Origin of the sequence: Leptospira weilii, from assembly GCF_006874765.1 — a bacterium.
Classification (GTDB): Bacteria; Spirochaetota; Leptospiria; order Leptospirales; family Leptospiraceae; genus Leptospira; species Leptospira weilii.
Genome location: NZ_CP040840.1, coordinates 3052501 through 3073626 on the forward strand (window position 1 = coordinate 3052501; position 21126 = coordinate 3073626).

At 40.2% G+C, this 21126-nt stretch carries 18 protein-coding genes and 5 pseudogenes (1 of these 23 only partly in view); 5 read left to right on the forward strand and 18 right to left on the reverse strand.

Going from position 1 to position 21126, the window contains the following annotated elements:
- From FHG67_RS22975 to FHG67_RS14770, 3 genes and pseudogenes are all read left to right on the forward strand, one after another.
- A pseudogene (locus FHG67_RS22975) lies at positions 1-30 on the forward strand (hypothetical protein) (its annotated part extends 167 nt beyond the left edge of the window); the annotation flags it as partial.
- A 19-nt stretch (positions 31-49) separates the two neighbouring features.
- Positions 50-166: an IS3 family transposase gene (locus tag FHG67_RS22895; RefSeq protein ID WP_004503129.1), complete on the forward strand. Its 117-nt coding sequence runs from the start codon at positions 50-52 to the stop codon at positions 164-166.
- The gene (locus FHG67_RS14770) at positions 138-566 is read left to right on the forward strand and encodes a hypothetical protein (RefSeq protein ID WP_004494948.1); all 429 of its coding nucleotides are present in this window, start codon (positions 138-140) and stop codon (positions 564-566) included. The genes FHG67_RS22895 and FHG67_RS14770 overlap by 29 nt, the downstream gene beginning before the upstream one ends.
- A 607-nt stretch (positions 567-1173) precedes the next feature.
- Here FHG67_RS14770 and FHG67_RS14775 read toward each other — a convergent pair.
- The 3 genes and pseudogenes from FHG67_RS14775 to FHG67_RS14800 all read right to left on the reverse strand — a co-directional run bounded on the left by FHG67_RS14775 (position 1174) and on the right by FHG67_RS14800 (position 4974).
- Entirely contained in the window at positions 1174-2181 is a 1008-nt protein-coding gene (locus FHG67_RS14775) for an adhesin OmpL37 family surface protein (protein ID WP_004501518.1), read from the reverse strand.
- Between the two features lie 576 nt (positions 2182-2757).
- Positions 2758-3760, reverse strand: a pseudogene (locus FHG67_RS22425) (IS630 family transposase).
- Positions 3761-4177: 417 nt separating this feature from the next.
- Positions 4178-4974, reverse strand: a protein-coding gene (locus FHG67_RS14800) for an IS5 family transposase (protein ID WP_244947466.1) whose coding sequence is annotated in 2 segments (ribosomal slippage) — positions 4178-4629 and positions 4629-4974 — 798 coding nt in all. Because the reading frame shifts where the segments join, the coding sequence is not laid out codon by codon here.
- A gap of 482 nt (positions 4975-5456) precedes the next feature.
- Between FHG67_RS14800 and FHG67_RS22430 the strand changes: the two are divergent.
- Positions 5457-7617: pseudogene (locus tag FHG67_RS22430) on the forward strand (TonB-dependent receptor).
- A gap of 286 nt (positions 7618-7903) precedes the next feature.
- Here FHG67_RS22430 and FHG67_RS14815 read toward each other — a convergent pair.
- On the reverse strand, positions 7904-8563 hold the full coding sequence (locus FHG67_RS14815; RefSeq protein WP_142499837.1) for an oxidoreductase: 660 nt from the start codon (positions 8561-8563) through the stop codon (positions 7904-7906).
- 185 nt (positions 8564-8748) lie between these two features.
- Here FHG67_RS14815 and FHG67_RS14820 point away from each other — a divergent pair, with 185 nt between their 5' ends.
- The gene (locus FHG67_RS14820; protein WP_004500948.1) at positions 8749-10032 is read left to right on the forward strand and encodes an adenylate/guanylate cyclase domain-containing protein; all 1284 of its coding nucleotides are present in this window, start codon (positions 8749-8751) and stop codon (positions 10030-10032) included.
- Positions 10033-10877: 845 nt separating this feature from the next.
- On the opposite strand, the gene FHG67_RS14825 is transcribed toward FHG67_RS14820, so the two are convergent.
- From FHG67_RS14825 to FHG67_RS14890, 14 genes and pseudogenes are all read right to left on the reverse strand, one after another.
- On the reverse strand, positions 10878-11222 hold the full coding sequence (locus tag FHG67_RS14825; RefSeq protein WP_002619699.1) for an Mpo1-like protein: 345 nt from the start codon (positions 11220-11222) through the stop codon (positions 10878-10880).
- 478 nt (positions 11223-11700) lie between these two features.
- Positions 11701-12595, reverse strand: a pseudogene (locus tag FHG67_RS14830) (DUF1554 domain-containing protein); the annotation flags it as partial.
- Positions 12596-12772: 177 nt separating this feature from the next.
- Entirely contained in the window at positions 12773-13213 is a 441-nt protein-coding gene (locus tag FHG67_RS14835) for a hypothetical protein (RefSeq protein WP_004503652.1), read from the reverse strand.
- A 9-nt stretch (positions 13214-13222) separates the two neighbouring features.
- Positions 13223-13642 (reverse strand): hypothetical protein, encoded by a 420-nt coding sequence (locus tag FHG67_RS14840; protein WP_061230714.1) that lies wholly within the window; start codon positions 13640-13642, stop codon positions 13223-13225.
- Between the two features lie 12 nt (positions 13643-13654).
- Positions 13655-14335, reverse strand: a complete 681-nt coding sequence (locus tag FHG67_RS14845; protein ID WP_061230715.1) for a M23 family metallopeptidase — start codon at positions 14333-14335, stop codon at positions 13655-13657.
- Positions 14332-14823 carry a hypothetical protein gene (locus tag FHG67_RS14850; protein WP_061230716.1) on the reverse strand — a complete coding sequence of 164 codons (492 nt, stop codon included), beginning with the start codon at positions 14821-14823 and terminating at the stop codon, positions 14332-14334. Before FHG67_RS14850 ends, FHG67_RS14845 begins: the two co-directional genes overlap by 4 nt.
- A 58-nt stretch (positions 14824-14881) precedes the next feature.
- The gene (locus tag FHG67_RS14855; RefSeq protein ID WP_004498555.1) at positions 14882-15118 is read right to left on the reverse strand and encodes a hypothetical protein; all 237 of its coding nucleotides are present in this window, start codon (positions 15116-15118) and stop codon (positions 14882-14884) included.
- Positions 15119-15217 (reverse strand): annotated as a pseudogene (locus tag FHG67_RS22735) (site-specific DNA-methyltransferase); the annotation flags it as partial.
- Positions 15198-15455, reverse strand: coding sequence for a MazG-like family protein (locus FHG67_RS14865; RefSeq protein WP_004498506.1), 258 nt, complete (start codon positions 15453-15455; stop codon positions 15198-15200). The gene FHG67_RS14865 and the pseudogene FHG67_RS22735, both read right to left, overlap by 20 nt.
- 41 nt (positions 15456-15496) lie before the next feature.
- Entirely contained in the window at positions 15497-15712 is a 216-nt protein-coding gene (locus FHG67_RS14870) for a hypothetical protein (protein ID WP_004498517.1), read from the reverse strand.
- Positions 15713-15929: 217 nt separating this feature from the next.
- Entirely contained in the window at positions 15930-16526 is a 597-nt protein-coding gene (locus tag FHG67_RS14875) for a hypothetical protein (RefSeq protein WP_004501743.1), read from the reverse strand.
- Complete coding sequence (locus FHG67_RS14880) at positions 16523-18859, reverse strand: hypothetical protein (RefSeq protein WP_142499838.1); 2337 nt, start codon at positions 18857-18859, stop codon at positions 16523-16525. The genes FHG67_RS14875 and FHG67_RS14880 overlap by 4 nt, the downstream gene beginning before the upstream one ends.
- Positions 18859-20532: a phage terminase large subunit family protein gene (locus tag FHG67_RS14885; protein WP_004498592.1), complete on the reverse strand. Its 1674-nt coding sequence runs from the start codon at positions 20530-20532 to the stop codon at positions 18859-18861. The genes FHG67_RS14880 and FHG67_RS14885 overlap by 1 nt, the downstream gene beginning before the upstream one ends.
- A complete protein-coding gene (locus FHG67_RS14890) occupies positions 20519-21109 on the reverse strand; it encodes a hypothetical protein (protein WP_004498552.1) in 591 nt (196 codons plus the stop codon). Before FHG67_RS14890 ends, FHG67_RS14885 begins: the two co-directional genes overlap by 14 nt.
- Positions 21110-21126: the final 17 nt, after the last annotated feature.

Genomic DNA, 21126 nt, shown 5'->3' on the forward strand with positions numbered 1-21126 from the left:
TCGTTCTTTAAAACTTTAAACGTAGAGATGGAAGAAAATTTAACACAATATGGAAAGCACAATATTTCTGTTTGACTACATAGAAAGATATCACAACAGAAGGAGAAGACACTTGGCTTTAGGCTACCTTAGCCCGGTTGAGTTTCGAATTAAAAATTCTGCATAGCCGTTCTGTTTTTTCGGGGGAAGTTCAATGTATAGTTATAAAGAAAAACACCGAATTACCAGGCAAGGGTATAAACTGGTTTATAGAAAAATCAGAAGATTTCAAAAAAGATTTTCCTTCAGAAAAGAAACAATTAATAAATGAAATGTTATTCGACGTTTTTCACTATGAAAAATGGCCTAAAGTTCTCGAGCATTTCAATCTTGAATCAAATAATCTACCGATAAAAACTTTCACTCAAAGCAACGGTTCTGCTCTAAAAATAAAATCGAATGGCGGCGAGAGCGAATTTCATAAAAATTTAAAAGAAACTATTTCGAAAAATCCAGATCTCCTTAATTTAAAAAATTACGTTGTTGGTGAAACGGAATATTTCTTTCCTTCTGCAGATATGCGATAGACATTCTCTTTGAAAATAGCAAAAGTATTGTTGGGATCGAGGTAAAATCTAAAATTTCCAATGAGGCTGATATTATTAGAGGAATGTTTCAATGCATAAAATACGAATCACCGATTGAGGCAAAAAATAGAGTCAATGGTTCACGCAAAAAGATTCGTGCAATTTTAGCATTAGAAAATGAATTTCCTAAGAATCTAATTCCAATAAAGAACATCTTATCTATTGATGTCATTGATTCGCTAAGTGAAAAAATCAAGAATAGCGGGTAACTTTCAGAAAGCGAAAATCTTTCCAAAGCACCAAATTAAGGAGCAAGCTCTGATGAAACATAAAACTAATGACCCGGTTAACAGGTAAAATATAATTCAAGTTAAGGAGCGAATATGACAACCGAATCTCAGGGATGTACTCAGAAAAAAATTAAAATAAAATTCTCAATTATTCTACTCATATCTACATAATAGAGTGTCCAAAATTCTGCGTTTAAACGTGCTCAAATTAACGGTATTTTATTTCATAAGATCAGCAATACATGCACCTACAATAAAGAAACAATTAGTTTCCTTATTTCAACAAACCCACCTTACATTCGTATTTTAAAATATACTTAATTTTTGTTTTTTGCCGGAATCGGAGGTAGAGTTTCCTTTTGAATCATGTTGTCGGCTCGTATTTCTTCGTTGCTCACGTCCATCAGGGAGATCCTTCCCGAAGTGATGATGGAATAGTTATCGTCGTGAACTTCAAGAACGTCAATCGGCCTTTCCTTGGCTTCTCCAGGAGGAACGATTTTTCTTTGAAGCAAGCCGTTGTCTATGTAGTTAATCAAAGTATTTCTGATTTTTTCGTAATCGGAGGTATTCTCTTTTTCAACCGCAGCTCTGATATCGTCCAGATTCACAAACTGATATTCAGGTTTGTCTTCCGTAGGAGTTTTGGACGCAATCATTGCAAGGAGCGCAAACTTTCTCGCCCTTCTCGCGATTTTGATCCCTTCCCCGTGCAAAAGCAGTTTATATCGAAATTGATAAGGAGAAGAATTATATGCGATCGTAAAATGATCTTCAGAACTCTTCAGATCTCGAAAACCGAGGCGTAATAAATGTTGTGCAATCTTATCATTACTCCTTACGATCAAAGGAGAGGCATATTCCAAAAGAACTCTGGAATTTTGTAGATACTGTTCATGAGTCGACTGATAAAGATTCTTCATCTCTTCTTGGGCCGCTCTGAGATTTTTAAAGGAAAGACTGTAATTACTCTGAAAATAAAGCATGTTTCCGTTAAAATCGGATTGATTTGCTTTTTTCAAACTTGCGTAAGAAGGAAGCACCCCCAACTTCTTATAAAGTTCCTCCTTTCCGGGAACATCGGGCGTAACTGCAGCACCTGCTTCCGCCTTAGTATTATTAGGAGGATTTTTATTCGAAGTCCCCGCGGTATCTTCGTCCAAAATAGGAGCAAGATTGCTCACACATATATTGATGAATTTAAGATTGGTCTTATTCTCCCCAATCAGAATCCCGAGGTTGATTTGATCCGGCGATACGGCCCAAAGCAGTTGTCCGGAAACGAGGATAATTGCGATCAGTATTGTTTGAATTCTGCAAACCATGGTGTTCTCTATTTTCCAGTATCGGCCTTCCGTCTTTTTTTCGAGGAAAAATTCGTAAAAAACCATCCTCTTTCGGGCGGAATTTCCCCCGGCTTATCTGTTTTCATCCACTTTACGTGAATTCGAGGTAAGAAAAATTTGGCGAACAAGAAACTAAAGCGTTACGACGCCCTATGGTATCAAATTTCATAGCGGACTGGATCGCGACCTGTCGAACGCCCAGGAAACTCAGCGAATGCCTCTTTTGCGAATCGGCATTCAGGGAGTGAGATGTTGATTAACGCTTTCGTAAAAAGCATTTCACTGAGTTCTTTTCGTTCTAATTCCTTCGAATGAACTCAATGCTACAGTTGCAGCATAATGCTACAATCGCTTTCGCATTGGTTGCGCCGAAAACTCAGACTAATTTGATTCTTGAATACGATCTACGAATTGGAATGAAAGTTCCGGTTAGACAAAATCTTTTCATTAGAATTACTGAATTCAGATTAACAAAACTGCTTCAATCGTCCGTTTCAACGAAACAAAAACAGATGAGGAGTTTTTCCTCTTACTCATGACTATATAAATAAGTACCTATTCTATTGCGGCCTGTCTCCAACAGCTTTTAAGACAATCGGCCTTTGACTTGTATTTTCTTAAAGTAGAACTTGCTCTTTTAGATAAAGAACTTAAATCTTGAGGGCAATAGTTTGCCATGTCGTTTCTTTTCCAACGACCCCAGATGTATTCTTGCGGATTCAACTCGGACGCATAGGGAGGTAAAAATTCCACTCGAAGCCTTTTCTCATTCTCTTTTAAAAATTCATTCATTGCTTTGCTTTTATGAACGGATAAGTTATCCCAAATTAATAAAATCTTTCCTTGATTTTCCTTTAAAAGCATTTTTAAAAAATGAATGAGATTACAACTTTTAACGGCACCTGATACAATCTGGAATTGAAAATCTTTCTTCGAGATAGCGCCTATAACAGATAGTTTTTTCCAAGACATCTTGTAACGAATGATCGGCGTCTTCCCTACCAATCCCCAAGTTTTAGCCGAATACGGAATTTCACTGATTCCACTTTCATCTAAAAACATGATTTTCTGCCGATTTGTCCGGGCTTTTTTTTAAATCCGGCCAAGTTACGGTTTTCCAAGTTCGAATTGCAGATTCATTTCTTTCCAAAGCTCTTTTTTTAGGTTTTTGATACGAAAATCCCAATTGATGCAATAATACTCCAACAGAGTCTTGATGATATTTTACCTTAAACTCTTTACGAATTACATCTGTTATGCGGACTGTTGTCCAGAGTTCGTTGGGATAACCGTAACTTGTGGGACCTTTCAGGATAATTTGTTTTAATTTGCGTTTCTCCATATTCGTTAATTTTGAAGGACGACCGTTGATTCCATTCCATTTTACTCCTTCGATTCCTTCCAATTCGTATTTGTCACGCCAACGCATTACCGATTGTTTACGTACGCCAAGCTCTTTAGCTATCCTATAACAACTATACCCACGTTCAAGGAGTCGAATGCCTTTCAATCTACGCTTTTCTAATTGTTTTAAATCTTTTTTATTTGTTATCTTCATGGGTTACAATTTTAGGCCCACCTCTTTATTTGGGTACTATTTTTTACAGGGGTGAGTAGTATAAGCCTTTCTCTTTTTTTACGCCGAACTCACGTTAGTTATCGTTAAATAAATTATCTCAAAGAAGACTCGATTCTAACTCCTTGAACTTCTCACGAATTCGCCCTTTGCTGAACCGTTATTCGCTTTTTCACCGAGTTTATCGCCAATTCAAAAGCTTTCCCGTATTCATTCCGATTGGTTTTAAATTCGGGAGCGATACCATAAAAACATATAAAAAATCTTGCATTTATTACGACTCTTTTTAGCGTACAATCTATATTTGGAGGAATACTGGTGAAAGTCCAGTGCTGGCCCGCAACCGTAATGTCTGAATTCTTCGATTGCGTAAGGATTCTCTAAGAACCGGTCTCAAAACTACCTATTAAAAAAGTTAAAAACAATGATTGAGCTTGCAAGATAAAGAGAAGCCAGATAGTTTTCTGCTTTTCTTTCCCAGCGAATCAAAATAGCTCTGAATCGATTATGCCAACTATTTGTTCTTTCAACGACCCAACGTCTAGGTTTTCCTTTGTATTTACCAATGAGAGGTTTTTCACCTTTTTTCCGAATATGAGGTCGAATGTTTCTTCTTTTGATCAATGCTTCTATATCTTTGAAGTCATAACCTTTATCTAAACAAAGGTGTTTTGTTTTTTTTCTTTTTCTTCCGGAAAAAACCAAGATGGAATTCAATGTATCTTTTACATTGCGTTTATCATGAACGTTCGCTCCGCTCAACGTAATTGCCAATGGAATTCCGTTTCCATCCGTAAGAATATGCCGTTTAACTCCCAATTTGGCACGGTCTGTAGGATTTTTCCCGGTTAAACTCCCCCTTTGGGAGCTTTAACCATTGCGGAATCCATCGAAGCCCAATCCCATGCTATCTTATTCTTCACATCATAATATTTTAAAATAGATTTATAAATCTTTTTGAATACTCCCGCTCGTTCCCATTCTTGAAATCTTCTGTGACAAGTTTGACCCGATCCAAAGTCATTCGGAATTGCACGCCACTGACAGCCTGTTTTCATTCGATAGATGATACCTGCCATTACGACTCTTGTTGGAACGCGATTGCGACCACCTTTCGGCTTTGACTTCTCTTTTGGGATCAAAGGGGCTATTTGTTTCCAAAGTCCCTCGGGAATCTCTGAATAATATTTGTCCATTTCACAATTATAGTATTACACTCTCAAAGTACAAGGAGTTTTGAGACCGGTTCTAAGTCGGATACTCCTCTTTTAAGAAACACTCTCGTGGACATGGTGTGTTTTTGCTTTCAATTCATTTCTTTTGAATCGCTTCATAAGAACAGTTTGTTGGATTCGTCCAACTTGAGTGATTGCGTTTTGCATCGGGCCGTCCTCTAAGTAATATTATGTTTTTAGAGGCAACTATCTTATGGAAAAATTTAGGCAATTGATTACTCGTCGTTCTCATCCGATTGATGCGGCTCGATGTTTTTTCCACTTTCTCTTACTACTCGGACGTATGCAAACGGTACTCGAAAGTAAGAAATCGATTTTGCAAAAGTACAGCGGTTCTCAAAAATTAAGTCAAATCGGAAAATCCAGGCTTTTTAGTTATATATTCTAATTTTCGAAATAAGTTTATCATAGTATTTTATTTATACGTCCGAGTAATAAGCGTTCTGTCCTTAGGAAATTTTCCTTTTCCTATTGAAATCATCGCCCAGGAACCCGATAAGAAAAAAACGGAGCAACAAACGATCCATAGAGAAAATAAGAACAATCCGGAAGATGGGAATGGGTCCGACGGTATATTAGTAAAAGGTTATCGAAAAAGAGGCCTGACGGGTATGAAACAAAATGTCCGTTTAAAAGACATTCCGGCTACCGTTAATATAATCGACGCTCATGAGCTAAAAGCCCGCTCTGCAGACCAATGGCTCTCCGCTATATCTTACACTCCCGGCATCTTCGCAATCCGAAATTACGGCGGATTTAATACGCTCACTATTCGAGGATTAGATTCACGCAACGCTCTTTTACTCAGGGACGGAGTTAGGGACGACACGTTTCTCATTCAAAACAGTTCTCCTATGAGCAGCTTTGCAAACGTCGAAAGAATTGAAATTCTGAAAGGACCCAATTCCGTTTTATACGGACAAGGGGCAATGGCAGGTGTGATTAATATCATCAGTAAAAAGCCCAAAAAAAAGCGAGCTACGAGCTTTCTCTTACGGAAGGAAGTTTCGGCACACATAGAACTTCCGCCGGGGCTACCGGGCCAATCGGTACCGAATCCGTCCGATATAGAATAGATGCGGCAACTTCTCAATACAAAGGCTTTAGGCAGAACTCTTATATTTTGAATAACGTATCTGCCATTTTAGAATGGGATATTTCGCAAAAACATACCTTGTCGATTTCTTCCGGAAAAACTTTTGACTTTATAAAACCGGACGCGGGTCTCCCGAAATCAAAGGATCCTAAGATCGACTTGGCGGAGCCCGGAATTTCCTTGAACAATAACTATAATACGAACAACGATTACCTTAAGAACAATAATGGAAATTTTAAAATCCAGCTAGATAGCAAGTTTTCTAATATTCTTTCCATGAGGTCCTTTATATCCTATTTACCGCAAACTTACTATTATTTTGCAGCGGAAGATTTGACTCATTCTTCCATCAATAAAAATACGATAGAACGCGACCACCTTCATTTTGAAACCGGTAGATTTCCTTTACAAGGAACCGCGGAACTCAATTGGACTTTTCAAACCTGGTTTAAACATAATTTGCTATCTGGTTATGAATACCACTGGATGATTAGTCGTCACAGACAGAGATACTTTCCAAAAGGCACTACCTCTGTGAATCTTCAATATCCTAAAATCGATCCCGTTCAACCTCTACCGGAGAATTTTACCGACCGAAAAACTTTATACCAGCAAATATATTCCTCATATTTTCAAGACTTGATGGAATTTTCGGAAACCATAAAGTTCCTTCTGGGCGGTCGATACGATAGTTGGCTCAGAGAAAGCAGAACAGAAAAATTATTCGATCTAAACGATAACTATGTTTCAAAATCCGGTTCCCTTCCGACAGAACTCGATCCGATGCCAAGGTTTTTACTTACCGAGTCGGATTGATTTATCAGCCCCTGCATTATTATACCGCGTACATCGGGCATTCCACCGCGTTTGTTCCGATGACGTTTATCAATACGAGCGGCAAACAGCTCAAACCAGAAAAGGGAGAACAGGTCGAGATCGGTCAAAGAATTGAATTTGCAAAAGGGAAAGTCCAACTGACGACAGCGCTCTTTACGGCAAGGAAGTATGACGTTGCCGTTTTAGTAAATTCTCGCCCTCCTCTCTACGACCAAGCGGGAGAACTACGAACCAACGGTTATGAGTTCAATATAGATTTTCACCTAACCAAAGAATGGTTTTTCAAATCCGGCTATGCGCATACAATTGCGGAGTGGGAATTTTTTCGCCTTACAGATTCAAAAGGCAATGAAATGGATTATAAGGGAAATCGGCCGATCAATGTTCCCAGAAATACAGCGAATTTTTGGACCACTTATACGTTCTCCTCCGGTCTTGGATTCGGATTAGGTGGACGTTATGTGGATTCTATAGCTGCGAATAACGTGAACTCTTTCTTCGTCCCGTCTTACGGATTGTTCGACGCGTCCGTTTATTACAAATACAGCTACTATTATTTTCAGATTAACTGTACCAACGTATCGAATAAGAGATATTTTGTATCGTCCATCCCAAACCCAACCCCGGGACCTCCAAGACAATTTTTGTTTACGATCAGTGGTAAATTCTAAGTTAATGTGAGCAGGGTCGTAAGGAAGAAAAAAAGAGAAAGATCTTGTACAGAAAAGGCCAGATCACATATTGAACCAAATTTCCACAAGACGTATAAAAACCTTTTCAAAATTTCGGAACGGGGAGGTTCTTTGATTTTCCGTATTATTTCTATACGTCTCCGTAGTGTGTAATTAAACGAAAAAAAGTTCCAAACTTGAAAATTTTTACGATACGACGAAACATATCTTTGTCATAGAAAACGTAAAACACATTTACAGTTCAGTTCGTCATACGGGAACAAAGTCAATTTTCGCCTACGGCTGCAATCCGATCCGACTCTAAAATACGAACTCCTGTCGGTTCCTTTTCCGCGATACGAATCATTGCTTTAGCGACAGTCCTTCCATGAATCAATCTATACTTTCGAATTCCCCCTAAAAGGAATGGATTTACAATCTTTGCAAAAAACTGACCCAACGTTTCACCGGAACGAACTTCTTCCCTTTCCCCTTCCAACAAAGAAGGTCTAAAAATCCCAAGAAAAGAAAAACCGACACTTTCCAGATCCCTTTCCATTTCTCCCTTTATTCGATTATAAAATACGAATGAGTTTGGATTAGCTCCTAAAGCGCTAACTACGAAAAAAGATTGAGCCCCTATTTCTTTTACGAGTTTAGCAAGTTTCAAAACATATTCATAATCCACTTTTTTGAAATTCTCCTGGCTTCCCGCTTTGGACATCGTGGTTCCCAAACTGCAAAATACGTCCGTAATTCCTTGCGGAAGAAGTGAAGCAACTAACGCGTCATAGTCGGAAACGATTTCTTCGGCTCCGACTACGCTACCCGGTCTGCGTACGAGCGCATATACTTTTTGGTATTCGGCGGAAGTGGATAATTCCTCCAAAAGATACTTTCCGATCAGGCCCGTCGCACCTGCGACTAACGCTAATTTCTGAACCATAACCATCTATTCTCCTACAAAATGCGAAAAGAATGCGTTTCTTTCTTTTTTATGAAAGAATTTTTTTTAAAATCAATTTCTCTTCCCGGAAAGAATTGATCTCGAACCCGTAAGTTTCTATCTTGAACTTTGTGAACATTTTCCTATCGATAAAAAAAGCGCTTCATACGTTGGATAGAAAGTCCATGCCGGATTCCGTTTTGGAAGTTCTCAAAAAAGAGGAAAGAAGCGGAATCATTATCACAAATTACTTTCGCTATCTAATCGCCTTATTTTTTCTGCTTCAGATCGTCGTCAACGTCAACAGTGGAAATCACAAATTCAATCTCATCGCATTTTTGATCTATCTTTCTTTAACCTTCGCGCATACGATCGTCATCCGAGTCTCTCCCCTTTCCGTCGTAAGCGTTTTCAACTACATAACTTTGTTTACCGAATACCTTCTCATACTCGGAGTTTTGCTTTTTTATACCTTCACGACAAAGAATGTGGATTTAGGTTTTGCTCTGAAAAATCCGATTAATCTTTTCTTTTTATTTCCGATCATATATTCCCTTTTGCAGTTTAAAATTCGTTTCGTTTTTATCGGGCTATTTCTCTTTTATTTGATCTATTATTCGATTTTATGGGTCGCGGTTTCTCAAGGTCAGCTCATATACACAAAAGATTGGGGGAGTTATGTCAGCGGTCCGAATATTTTGATCGAAGACATAGTCGCGGGCAAACCGGGTTTGTATTTTTGTTTCGCGATGATGATTTCCACGGGAATTTTCCGGACAATCTCGATGGTAAAAAGAATCGGAATCGTAGAAGGTCAAAAGACAGAACTTTCCAGATATTTTTCACCTAAGATTGTAAACGAAATGGTGGAAAATCCGGAAACCTTTCAAAACGGAAATCGGCAAATTGTAAGTATCCTTTTTTTAGACATTCGCAACTTTACCTCGATGTCCGAGAACATGGACCCAAAAGAACTCGGCGAACTTCTATCGGAATTTCGGAAAATAATGACGGAATGCGTCTTTGAAAATAACGGAACCTTGGACAAATATATCGGCGATGCAGTGATGGCGACATTCGGCACGCCTCATCCTTCCCCTTCGGCGGAAGTAGACGCAAGAAATGCGGTCGGCTGCGGAGTCATTATGCAGAAACGTCTCGCAGAATGGAACTTACTTCGAAAATCGGAAGGAAAAACTCCGATCTCTATCGGTATAGGAATTCATACGGGAGAAGTTTTTGCGGGAAACGTAGGAAGCGATCTTCACAGAGAATATTCGGTCATCGGCGACGCGGTCAACACCGCTTCCCGCATCGAATCCCTCTGTAAAGTTTTAAAAAAACCTTTTCTCATTTCGAAAGAAACCATGGAGTTGCTAGGTGGAAAATATACTCTCAACCGTATGCCCCGTGTCAAAGTAAAAGGAAAAGAAGAACCTCTTCAAATCTACGAAGTTGTTTGGGGATAATTCACGATCCCTAGAGAGTGAATTAGCTAAAGCGAAGCGACAGCTTACAAGCGTTAGCTTGGAAAATGCGCCCCAGGAAACTCAATAAAACAACTCCCTATGGGTCGTGTTTTAGGAAGCAACTCAGCTAAAGCGAAGCGACAGCTTACAAGCGTTAGCTTGGAAAATGCGCCCCAGGAAACTCAATAAAACAACTCCCTATGGGTCGTGTTTTAGGAAGCAACTCAACTAAAGCGAAGCGACAGCTTACAAGCGTTAGCTTGGAAAATGCGCCCCAGGAAACTCAATAAAACAACTCCCTATGGGTCGTGTTTTAGGAAGCAACTCAGCTAAAGCGAAGCGACAGCTTACAAGCGTTAGCTTGGAAAATGCGCCCCAGAAAACTCAATAAAACAACTCCCTATGGGTCGTGTTTTAGGAAGCCATAACCAACCCCACAAATTAAGAAGGCTTTTGGGATCATAAGAATCAAAAACTGATATTTTTCAAGTGTTCCGACAAGAATGAGGCTTTCTACTTGCAAAAAGTATGATTTTCTGATAGAGAAAAATCTCCCGAGTCTTTCCACCTCCAAACTCAGCGCCTCGCTCTTCAGCAGAGCTCGTCATCCCCACCCAAAATCAGGGGAAACTCAGGCACAAAGCTTCCTAAACTCAGTAAACACCTTCCTATGGGTCGGTGTTTAGGGCGCGTTGTGGGAACTAAGTTTCAGAGAGGATTTGTCGGAATTCCGACAGATTTATCTTCGGATCCGAGTATTTGTGGATAAGGTTATGTTAAAGAGCAACTCAGCGTAAGCTTGAGAAATGAGACTTAAAAGTAGTAGTTCCTACATTTTTTGGAGCTTACTTTTTGCCGATTTTTTCCAATTCCTTACCGATTTGTCCGGTGAGAATATAAAAATACATCACCCAATCGCCCATAAACGATTTAAGGGGGTATGTGAAAGTCGCGGGACGGTTTTTCTCAACGAAGAAATGGCCGATCCAAGCAAAGAAGTAACCGGAAAACAATCCGGCAAGAATATAAAACGGATCGAAATTGGCGATAGCCGCCAAAATCCAACCGATCGCAAAAGAAGTGCCGATAAAATGAAGAGCGCGATTCACCGGATGAGAATGTTCTCCTAAATAAAACGGCCAGAATTCCTTGAAAGTAGTATAAGTTTTAGGTGCCGTCTCGGTTGCCATAATAATTGCCAATCCTCTTTTTCTTCGATTCTACCGACTACGGTCTTAAAAATCAAGCATTTGAATGAGCGTATTCCAAAACTTAGAACAATTGCAACGATCCGATGAGATCCCGATACAATCGAATGGTTTTGGGATAAACTTTAAAGTAACGTGAGTTCGGTGTAACAAAATGCGAAAGCATAGAAATGCGCCCATAGGAAGGTGTTTACTGAGTTTAAGAAAGCTCTCTGCGCCTGAGTTCAAGGAGTCGTTGCACTTTAGTTTCTTATTCGCCCAGATTTTCAACCGCCGAACTCACGTTCTTTAAATTCATTTTTACGGAAATGTATTTGGGAAAAGCCCCAGAAATTCTTTAAAGCTCGGATTCTTAGGTTCGTGTCTTTCTACAAATACAAAGAACCCAACAATTCATTTACGATCGCGAGAATCATTGTATTATTCCCGCGATCAATTGTTGCTCTAAAAACGACCTATCTCATTGACAATCCGGCAAAGCCCAAGGATAGCCGCATATGTTCGAAAGTTGGTCCATTCCCACCGAGCGAAATAAATTATCCACTTCGGCCTTGGAGATAAGTCCCTTCTGAATCAGTTTCCATCCCAAAGATTGCGGAGAAAACGGACTTTTGATCGAAAGAAATTTGTCGGTAAAACCGGGAGCTCCGTTAGCCGGAAGAGGAGAACCGTCGTAGAGTTCGTTTAAGGTGATCAGTAAATCCTTTAAACTGATGACCGTATTTTTAGGATGAACCACATCACCGTACATGATCGATTTGTAGCCGACCGGGCCCCCGTCCAAGAGTTCGCCTAACAATTTCATTTGATCGTATTTATAACTCAACAAATGAAGATTGGAAGCGCTCGAACCGGTCGCGTTCCAACAATCGATGTGAAACGGAGCGACCTGTAACAAATAATGACCAAAGGCGTCATAACGCATTTCGTTATTCGAATTCGTTTTGTAATCCGTAAACGTAGAATTGATTCCCTGGATATTCTGTAATCTGGAATTCCACTCCGGAGAATTCTCGGCAATCCCCCTCTTCCACATTTCGTACCGGAACCTCTGAAAATCGGAATACTGTTGGTCTACAATAGGAGTGAGTTGCCAACCGTATTGATAGTTACCGAAATAAATAGCAAACGGATCGTATCTCCAGGTGCCTCGATTCCCGCTAATCAAATATCTTCCGATCGGATTTACAATCCCTTCCGTAAGCGGTCACCATATCTTGGTATTGATATATAGAGTGAGACCGAGAGTAGTTGTGATTGCTTGAATCTCTAAATTGACCGGCCCAATTCACTTCGGCCAATGACAAATTAGGTGCCGCAGAAAATGTAAGAGTATGTCCGAATTCGTGACTTAAAGTGTCCGCGAGCGTTACCCCCGTCGGGAATGTGCGCTAAAAACGTAACTGAATTTCAGTTCTTTTAAGATTATTTCGGAAAATACGTGGGTTTAGGGAGATTTCTAATAATAGATAATTATTATACATAACGAAAAAAAGCGAAAAAAATCAAAGAAAATTTAGGAATCGGAACCTTTAAGGAGCCGATTCGAATTCCGTTGTCGCGTTTCTTGGTGCTGCGGAAGATTCTCCGAACCAACGCACAAATCGATAGACGTAGGCGGCTCGAAAAGCGTTCATACCGTCCTCAAGGCAGATTTGTTTTAACAATTGATCTGCCGGATCCCGATATAGTTTCCAGTCTAATTTTTTCTCTCGCATCAATTGATACAAAGCATCGTGTACAAGAGAACCGCGCAGAAAGGTTCTCGTATCGATCGTAGGTCCGCTTGGTCCGTCCCATGCGTATCCAGCGTCTATACTCAGTAGACCGTCCGGAGTCATATCCACAAAAATTTTAACGTCTGGATTTCCCAACTGTACAGATATCTTTGTCCGAATATCCGTTTGAAATCTATACGGTTTTACAAGCTGGTACTTATAGTTCTTTAGACTTTTAAAAATGATTTGATCCATGATAACCTCTCAATCAATATCGACCGCGTCTTTTTTAGCAAGGGCGTCCGGCGTGTGTCCAAATCCGGATCTTTCGAAAACACTCTTCACGATTTTATTGTAGAGAAGAATCGTAGCGAGATAACAAACGAAAAGTCGAATCGATTGATAAACCGCGATCGTCCAACCCGGAAGAATTTTGCAAATCTCTTCTTTAACAGAATCGAATGAGATGCAGTACGTAAAAACTTCCGGCATCGTGAGCCAGTAAAAAATATTATAGGGAACGGCGATCATCGTAGCGACTACAAACACAACGAGTCTTTTGTTTTTTAATAAAATACGATGAGGTAAATTTCGAAACAGAACTTGAGAAACGGTAAGGACGAGGCCCATGTAGAGGCCGTTGAGAAGCACTGTCGGAAGAAGTTCAGTTATAGATTCGATCATATAAAGCTTTCCTTATAACAGTCCTTTTTCTTTTAAGAACTTTTCGGGATCGGTTTCTTTTTTCCAGTCCTGTGCTTTCTCATCCCAAGGCCAAACTTCGAAGTGAAGATGAGCGCCTAAGCTATAACCGAAGTTCCCGGATTTTCCGATCAGATCGCCCGCGCTAACTTTATCACCTTTCTTGACCCTGGGATCTGTGTGCTTGAATTTATATCGGTTTTTTGTATGAACACCGATTGCGAGAACGAATGGAGTCCAAGCACGATCCGCCGGAACTTCGCCTGATTTAACCAAATTGATCCAGGTGTTTTTCTCCCAACGAAACTTCACCGGATATAGTGGATCCCTCCCGAGAATAGATTTAATCACGCAGTCTTCCGGAGCAAATACATCGTTACAACCACCGAGATCGATTCCTAAATGAAACTGTTTGGATTTCTTACCGTCGATGTTTAAGTATCTCCATCCGTATTTTGAGGTGATATGAGGATTTGTTACAGGTAAACGGAAGACAGGATCTCGTTGAATGTGTATGTTCGAGATCGAATCAAACGTCTCTTCTCTTGAAATCTTATTCGTATAAGCTTCTGCGAGTCGAGATTCGTTCCAATAGTTTTGATTTGTTTGAATCGCTTTTAAGTTTAGGAATTTCCGGATAAGTGGAATAAGAAGGTTTAGAATTTGTAAAATCATTTTGAGAATCCTCCGTTTTGAAATTTTGAGTGAATTTTGTGGAGGAGTTCTTTTTGCTCATCGAATTTCTCATCAAACTTGGTATCAAGTTTTTCGATTCGAGTTTCAATCATATCTAACCTTTTGTCAGTTGTTGAAGCCGTTTGTCGAAGAAGTGCGATTTCCATCGTATGCGTTTTTTCTAATTCCATCATCCGATCTGAAAGACGATCCGTTTTTGAACGTTCTTGAAACAAAAGATTCCTGTATTCCTCTTTTGCTTCTTTGATTTTCAATTCCGTATATTCTCGTTCTTCTTCACGAGTCTTTAAAACCTGAGCCCTTATTTCTTTGCACTCGTCTTTAGTTTCCTTGATCTTTGAATCGGCGTACTCCCTTTGTTCATCACGAAATCTTAATATTTGAGCTTTCACTTCCTTTCTGATTAAGAACCAAAGGAATACCGATAACGGAGACAAGAGAGGTAGATATTTAAGAATCTCATCCATCCAGGATGGTATCCCATAATCATTCAAAGGGGACAATTTTAGAAAAGTTCTATGTCTACTATGTCTGTTCTTTTCTTATTTTGATTCTTTTCTCTAAATTTTCATAATAAAGCCCGATTCGCTTCGTCTTTAGAAATTCGGGAAGATTTTCGAACTTACCGGGACGCCAACCTTTTCGGAACATTTCTTCACAGTGGTTCATCCACTGATCTTCAAAACGTGCCATTCGGATCGCTTCCGATTCCGGTGAATCAAACTGCTTCTTACAGTGCGGACATTCGATTTTATGATCCATTTAACTCTCGAAATTTAACTCAAGTTGCGTTCTTGTTTCAGCCATTTGTATTTTACGTTTCGCTTCCTCGAAATATTCCTTATCCATTTCCATTCCGATCGAGGCATTCGATCATCGCCAACGCAACAGCGGAAACCTGTATCAATTCCTTTCTGTATTCGATGTAATCGTTCTTTCCGTCGAATTTGAAATGCGTTTCAAGCGCGGCCTTGTTTACCTCTCCAACCTCTTCGCCAAGAATCGCGCACCATTCAATAGGGTTGTAGTTTTGTTCTCCCCATTTCTGATCTTGATTTTCTCTTTCTCTAAGAATTTCCTGAATGATCTTTTCTTTCATATCCAACTCCTTATAAACTGAATGTTTTTAGAAATTAATTATTACCGTAAATCGTAGTAAGCATCTCTAATGTCCGGCTCTCCAATCTTAAATTCATCGATCAGATCTAAGAAAGATTTTTCTTTATAGATCGGGGGCTGTCCGTTTAGCATTCTCTCCTGATTTTCCCAATGTTTCCCCAGAGCGGCAATCAACGCACTTGTATGTTTGCCGAAATCAACATCAAGTTGGATAAGATGTTTGTGCAGTTCTGACATTTTTTTTGTTCCTTTTTATGTAATTTGATTGTATTTCAGAATTTTGATATAACAGTCTTAACTTTTCTTTTTTCTTATTTTGAAAAACGAAAATATCTCTTCTCGCCAAATGATCGCGGCGAGAAATAAGGCCAAAATAGCCAAAACGCCCCAGACAACCAGTGTTCCCATGACCGTATACATCATGATCAACTCGAAAATTTCAAAATTACTCATATTAAACTTTCCTAAATAAGCAAATTACTCTGACTCTATGATTCGTTGAAATCGAAAGATAGATTTTTCCCTCAAGGCTCCACTGGTTTCCTGCGTACTGCGGAACGACTTGATCAAGCCAAACAAGATGCCCTCCGATTTCAAGAGACTTCCAGGCTTCCATAAGAACTTTTCCACGGTTGACCATTAAAAAACCGTAATGTTCGGCGTCTTCTTTGGTATAGGGCGGGTCCGCTAAGATCAAATCAAGAGAGTGGCCTACGATCGCGCGAACATATGAAGAAAGAAGTTCCGCATCACCTACGATTTCGGGATTCAAATCCGGATTTTTATCCATTCTCAAATACTTTCCCGGTGGAGTTTTTCCGCTAAATAAGTGAAGAACTTTGTCTTTGTCCGGAAACATAGGGAGAAGTCTTTTTAGATACTGCTCCGGATAAGCGCCGTGATAGTCGGAAGTGTTTTTATAGTTTTGCCCAAGTTCCCATTCTCCGTATAATCTTTCTTTGAAAACATGAAGCGGCGCGTAATTCGGAAAAGACTCGTTATAAAGCCATGCTCGATCCTGAATATTGAGAGCTGTCGCTTTGGAAATCATGAAGTCTTCCTTGTTTCCGATTTGAAACTGGCTACGACGGTTGTCCTACAGCCACCGGTATGATACGGAGGCATTTTGTTTCGTAAGTGCGCGGTAATTTCATCGCCCGACTTAGAGGCAATATTCAATTTTCTAATTTGCGCTTCCGTTGGATTTCTTCGATCTTTCCAAAAGTATTCTCTGGTTGGATCATCCGCTAAAAATTCACGCACATACTCCACACAAGTTCTAACTTCAATCGTTTTACCGTTCATGAGTTTGCAGATATAGGAAGTATGGTTATCCATCACCGCTACGATTTCTAAGCGTTCGATCCCGATTTGTTCGAATCTTTCGGTACGGGAAAAATTTCTGGATCTGAGAATTTGTCCGCGAACGATATGGTTTAGCTTGATTCTCAGTTTTGCATTAGGATCGATCGGAAGAACGTGTCCTTCTTTTTTCTTTCCGGGTTTGTCTTTTGGAGCCGGACCTAAAAGTTCGTCTTGAAGTTTGCGGATGACCTCATTCACGGATCCGGTTTCCACTGCCTCCCGAATCGCTTCCTCAATTTTGTTTACATCTTCTTTTCGGTTGAATTGTTTCCCGATATCAAACTTGTATCCTTTATCAAAGAAACCTAATATGTCTTTGTTTGCTTGAACCTTCGGAGGATCCGTTTTTGAATTCGGATTATTTATATCCTGCCCCGCGTCCCAGGCCTTCGAAATTGTTTCTTTCCAGTTTTTCGCGGTTTCTTCGGGAAATTTTTGTCCAAGTTCCTTTTCTAAAACATCCCAAATCGTATTGATCGCGTCGGTTTTACCCATTCCCTTTTTGGAAATTTGATTTAAGACTTCATTGACACGATCTTCGTAGGAAGAAAAGAAATGAGAAACAAACGCTTCTTCGATGGAAGCATAAACTTCTTTCTCTTTTTTTGTCCAAGCACCAAACTCTACAAGAGTGTCAAGGTCGCCGCAAACATGAGAAGTATGTTCGAACTCTTTATTCATCAGGAGTTTTTTTTTACTCCTTATACTTGAGTTTTCAGAGAATGCAAATCCGGAGCTGTCTTGAGTTTCTAACTTTTCCGAATCAAACCATTCATCCCGTCCTAATAACTTTGCACCATCCTCGGGACTGATCGCACCCGATTTTACCATAGAAAGAACAAGTTGAAATTCTGCGTTCTCGACCTGCTTTTCTGCAAGTTTAGCCTGCGCATCAGAGAGAGGATCTAAGGAGATTGATTTCTTCCAACTTGCATCGATCGTTTGGAAACGATTTCCCTTTAACAACTGATCGAAAGTAATCGCCCGAATCAGAAGTTGGATCACCGGATATGCAAAATTTCCGAGTTTGAGAAGGAATAGTTTTCCCGCAATCTTTGCGTATGCTTCCGTTACAGAATACGATCGACCGAGAATAAATAGATCGGTATCAGCACCGGAAGAAATCTGTTCCTCAATGTAGCGAGATATCGCTTCGAAGCCCCCGGTCTTGGAAGCGTCGGTTAATGTATGATGATCGACTGTTGTATCGTCGTAGGTTGCAAGAAAGCCCGATTGAGAATTCTTTTCAAAGGATTGTTTCGCACTTTGCAAAAATTCTTTCTGTTGGTTTTCGTAAGTTTTTGCATCCGTTCCCGGAAGGAGTCGCGGCCTCCTGAATTTTGCTATGATGAATCCCAAGAGACCCCATTTATTCAAAGTCTTATCGATATTTTCTTGAGTTTTGAATTGAGAATGGATCCACCTGATAGCGGAAAGAAAGGGAGGAATCGCGTACGGAGAATCTTCTTCTCTCTCGATCGCTTCATAAACATATTGTTCTTCGTTCAGCCGGTTGTAACCGAACTTTCCTTTTTCATATGGAACAAAACGAACGATGTTGTCCGCGTCGATTTCTTTTTTGAATATGACTTTCTCAACGGGGATCAAACGAATTTCAGAAACTGAATCAAGATTTAAGGACGGCACAATCTCTGCGGATAAAGCTCCGGTTGTTAAAACTTGTCTTAGAAGATGATTCGTAATTCCACGATGCTTTTTAAAGAATGCGTCGATGTCGGTTTGAATCTTTTTCTTACCGTTTTCATCGGCGTAGATTTTCCATTCGATTCCCGAATTCCCAAGGGTAAGTGCGCGCTTTACCGCTTGAGAAAGATCGGGAAAAGCGATCACAAGTTTTTTAATCAATGGAATCGATTCCAAAGGAAAGGATGGATTTACATCCTGAACAAAAAATTCCGTTTCTTGTCTGAAATCTTTTAGGTTCTTGGAACTTGCGGCAAACTCCATAAAGGAGGAAGTTCCAAAAAAATAATTGGCTAATCTTTCAAGTAAGTTCATTATGCAAACCCTCCGTATCCGGATCCACCGGATCCCGTTCCCGAAGTTTCATAAGCAATTCGTAATGAATTGAGAGCCATTCCATAGTGGTTCGGAACTTTCTTTTTGAACGACCATAGGGATTTTCCATTTTCATCTTCTCCTTTCTCTCGGACGAGCATCGTAAGATGGAATTTGAATTCTTCGTATGCTTTGAGGTCCGACTCAGAAAGTAAATTAGGATTTGGGAATATGAAAAGCCCTGCTTTAATTGCGTCGACCGTATCTTGAAGAGAATCGTCTCGGTTTACATTGACAACTCCTACTTCATCCGCGCCGGGAACTACTTCGGAATTTTCCCGATATTTTTTCGTAAAGTACTGAATTTTTAAATTTTCAGGGAAGCGGAGCGCCATACGTAACGACCAGTTACGATTCGGCATCGCATCGATGATTCCGTTTAATACGCTGAATCGAGTGATCTGTTCCGTATAACGTTCTTCATCTAAGATACTTGCTTTGTAAAGCCCGATGATTCGAATTCTTCCATCCAATGTAGGTTCACCGAAAATTCCATGAACAGTGTCTCCTTGATCCGCTCCGTGATACGTAAAGTAAGGAGAATGATCTTTGAGCCCTTGGTCTCCTTCCCATTTTTGAATTTCACCGAGTTGTAGAGGCTGCTCTTCGTCTGAACTGGAAGGCCAGCCGATGATTGAAATCGTAAGGTTCTTGCGCTTTGCACTCGTCACCGCACCGAGAAGTTTGTCATATATGGAGAACGGTTTTTTTGGTGTAAAGAGTTGAGAGCATTGGTATCCCCGACGATCGGATTTAGTTTTTGCAACGTACTCTCCTTTTTGATTGTCCAATCTGCGGCCGCATTTTTCACAGGAATAAAACACATTATTTATATTCGGATTCATTAATGCGTATCTTCCGTCAAATCCGAATATACTGATCGGTTCTTTCAACCAGCGTTCTACTAAATTTGTCCAATGTCCGCAGGAAGGACATTTTAGAAGGCGAAATCTTTGATCAGATCGTAAAAATTCAGCATGGATCCCAACATTGGGCAACGATGGCTGGGAACCGAGCATCATCCAATTCAATTTCGAAGCAAGAAGCCGATCCCCGACAAACTCAATATTTTCTTCGTCGTGTTCATCAACCTCGTCGAGCATTACGATATCCAAGTCGACCGTCTTCGTTCCGCGCTTTGTCCACGTACCGCGCATTACAAGTGTAGCCTTGTCAATTTTTTTGGTTCTCGTATTGTCTACGTTCGAATCATTGAGATGCGGTTTTAAAATCGGGCATTGATTGAGAAACGGCTCTACGCGGTCTTGAACGAAATCTTTCATCGAGGTATCGTCTGGGAAATAAATTCCAGCTTTGTAACTGGATCTAAAAATTTTCCAAACGAGTCGCGCAAGCGCCCAGACCGAATAACCGATTTGGGCGGCTTTGAGAAATATAATGTAAGGGTGGTCTTGCGATTCCCTACAAATATCTCTCCAAAATGAATAGCCGTCGAAACTGTAAGGGATAAGTTCATCGTCGCCCTTCACAAAAACGTTTTGGGTGAGGAATTCTTCCATCGTACCGTCTCGTTCGGTAGATGGCTTTCCGATCATATTATCGAGTTCTTGAAAGAATTCCTCCTGAGCGTTTTTTGTTTTAGTCTTCGCCATCGGTTAGCTCCGGTAAGAATGCGATATCGATGTCCTTCATCATCGAAACCTCGCGTTTGATATTTGCGATGTACTGAGAAAATACAATTGGATGGCTCTTTAGAAACGCATTTAACTCCGGTGTGCTTTTAATAGCTCTGTGAACCCCGCGAGCAACCTCGACCGGCTCTACACGTTCTTTTTCTTTTTCAAGCATGCGCTCTATGTCGTTCATCAATCCGCGAAATGTGTTTAACGCACCTTCACCCGATTTGAACTCGATCGTTAAGTTTCCCTGACTATCGAAAATCTGACTTTTGATCGCTTTGAAAGTACGAACTGTGTTCACGCGCAGAGTCGTAAGACTGATTTCCGCTTCTTTTAAGGCTTCGTTTCTTGCGTTTAAAAGTGCTTTCTCACGATCTTGTTCTGCCGTTGTTCCGGTTGTTTCATCAATTTCGGAAAGCCAGTTTCGAATGGTGTTCGCGGTAAGTTTTGGATATTCGGTTTTTAGGGCGCTCGCAATCTGCTCCGGGTTGTAACCGGATATTACGAAAAGGTTATACGCTCTGCGTTTTAGTATTTTAGAATAAGACACAGGGAACCGTATTCCTT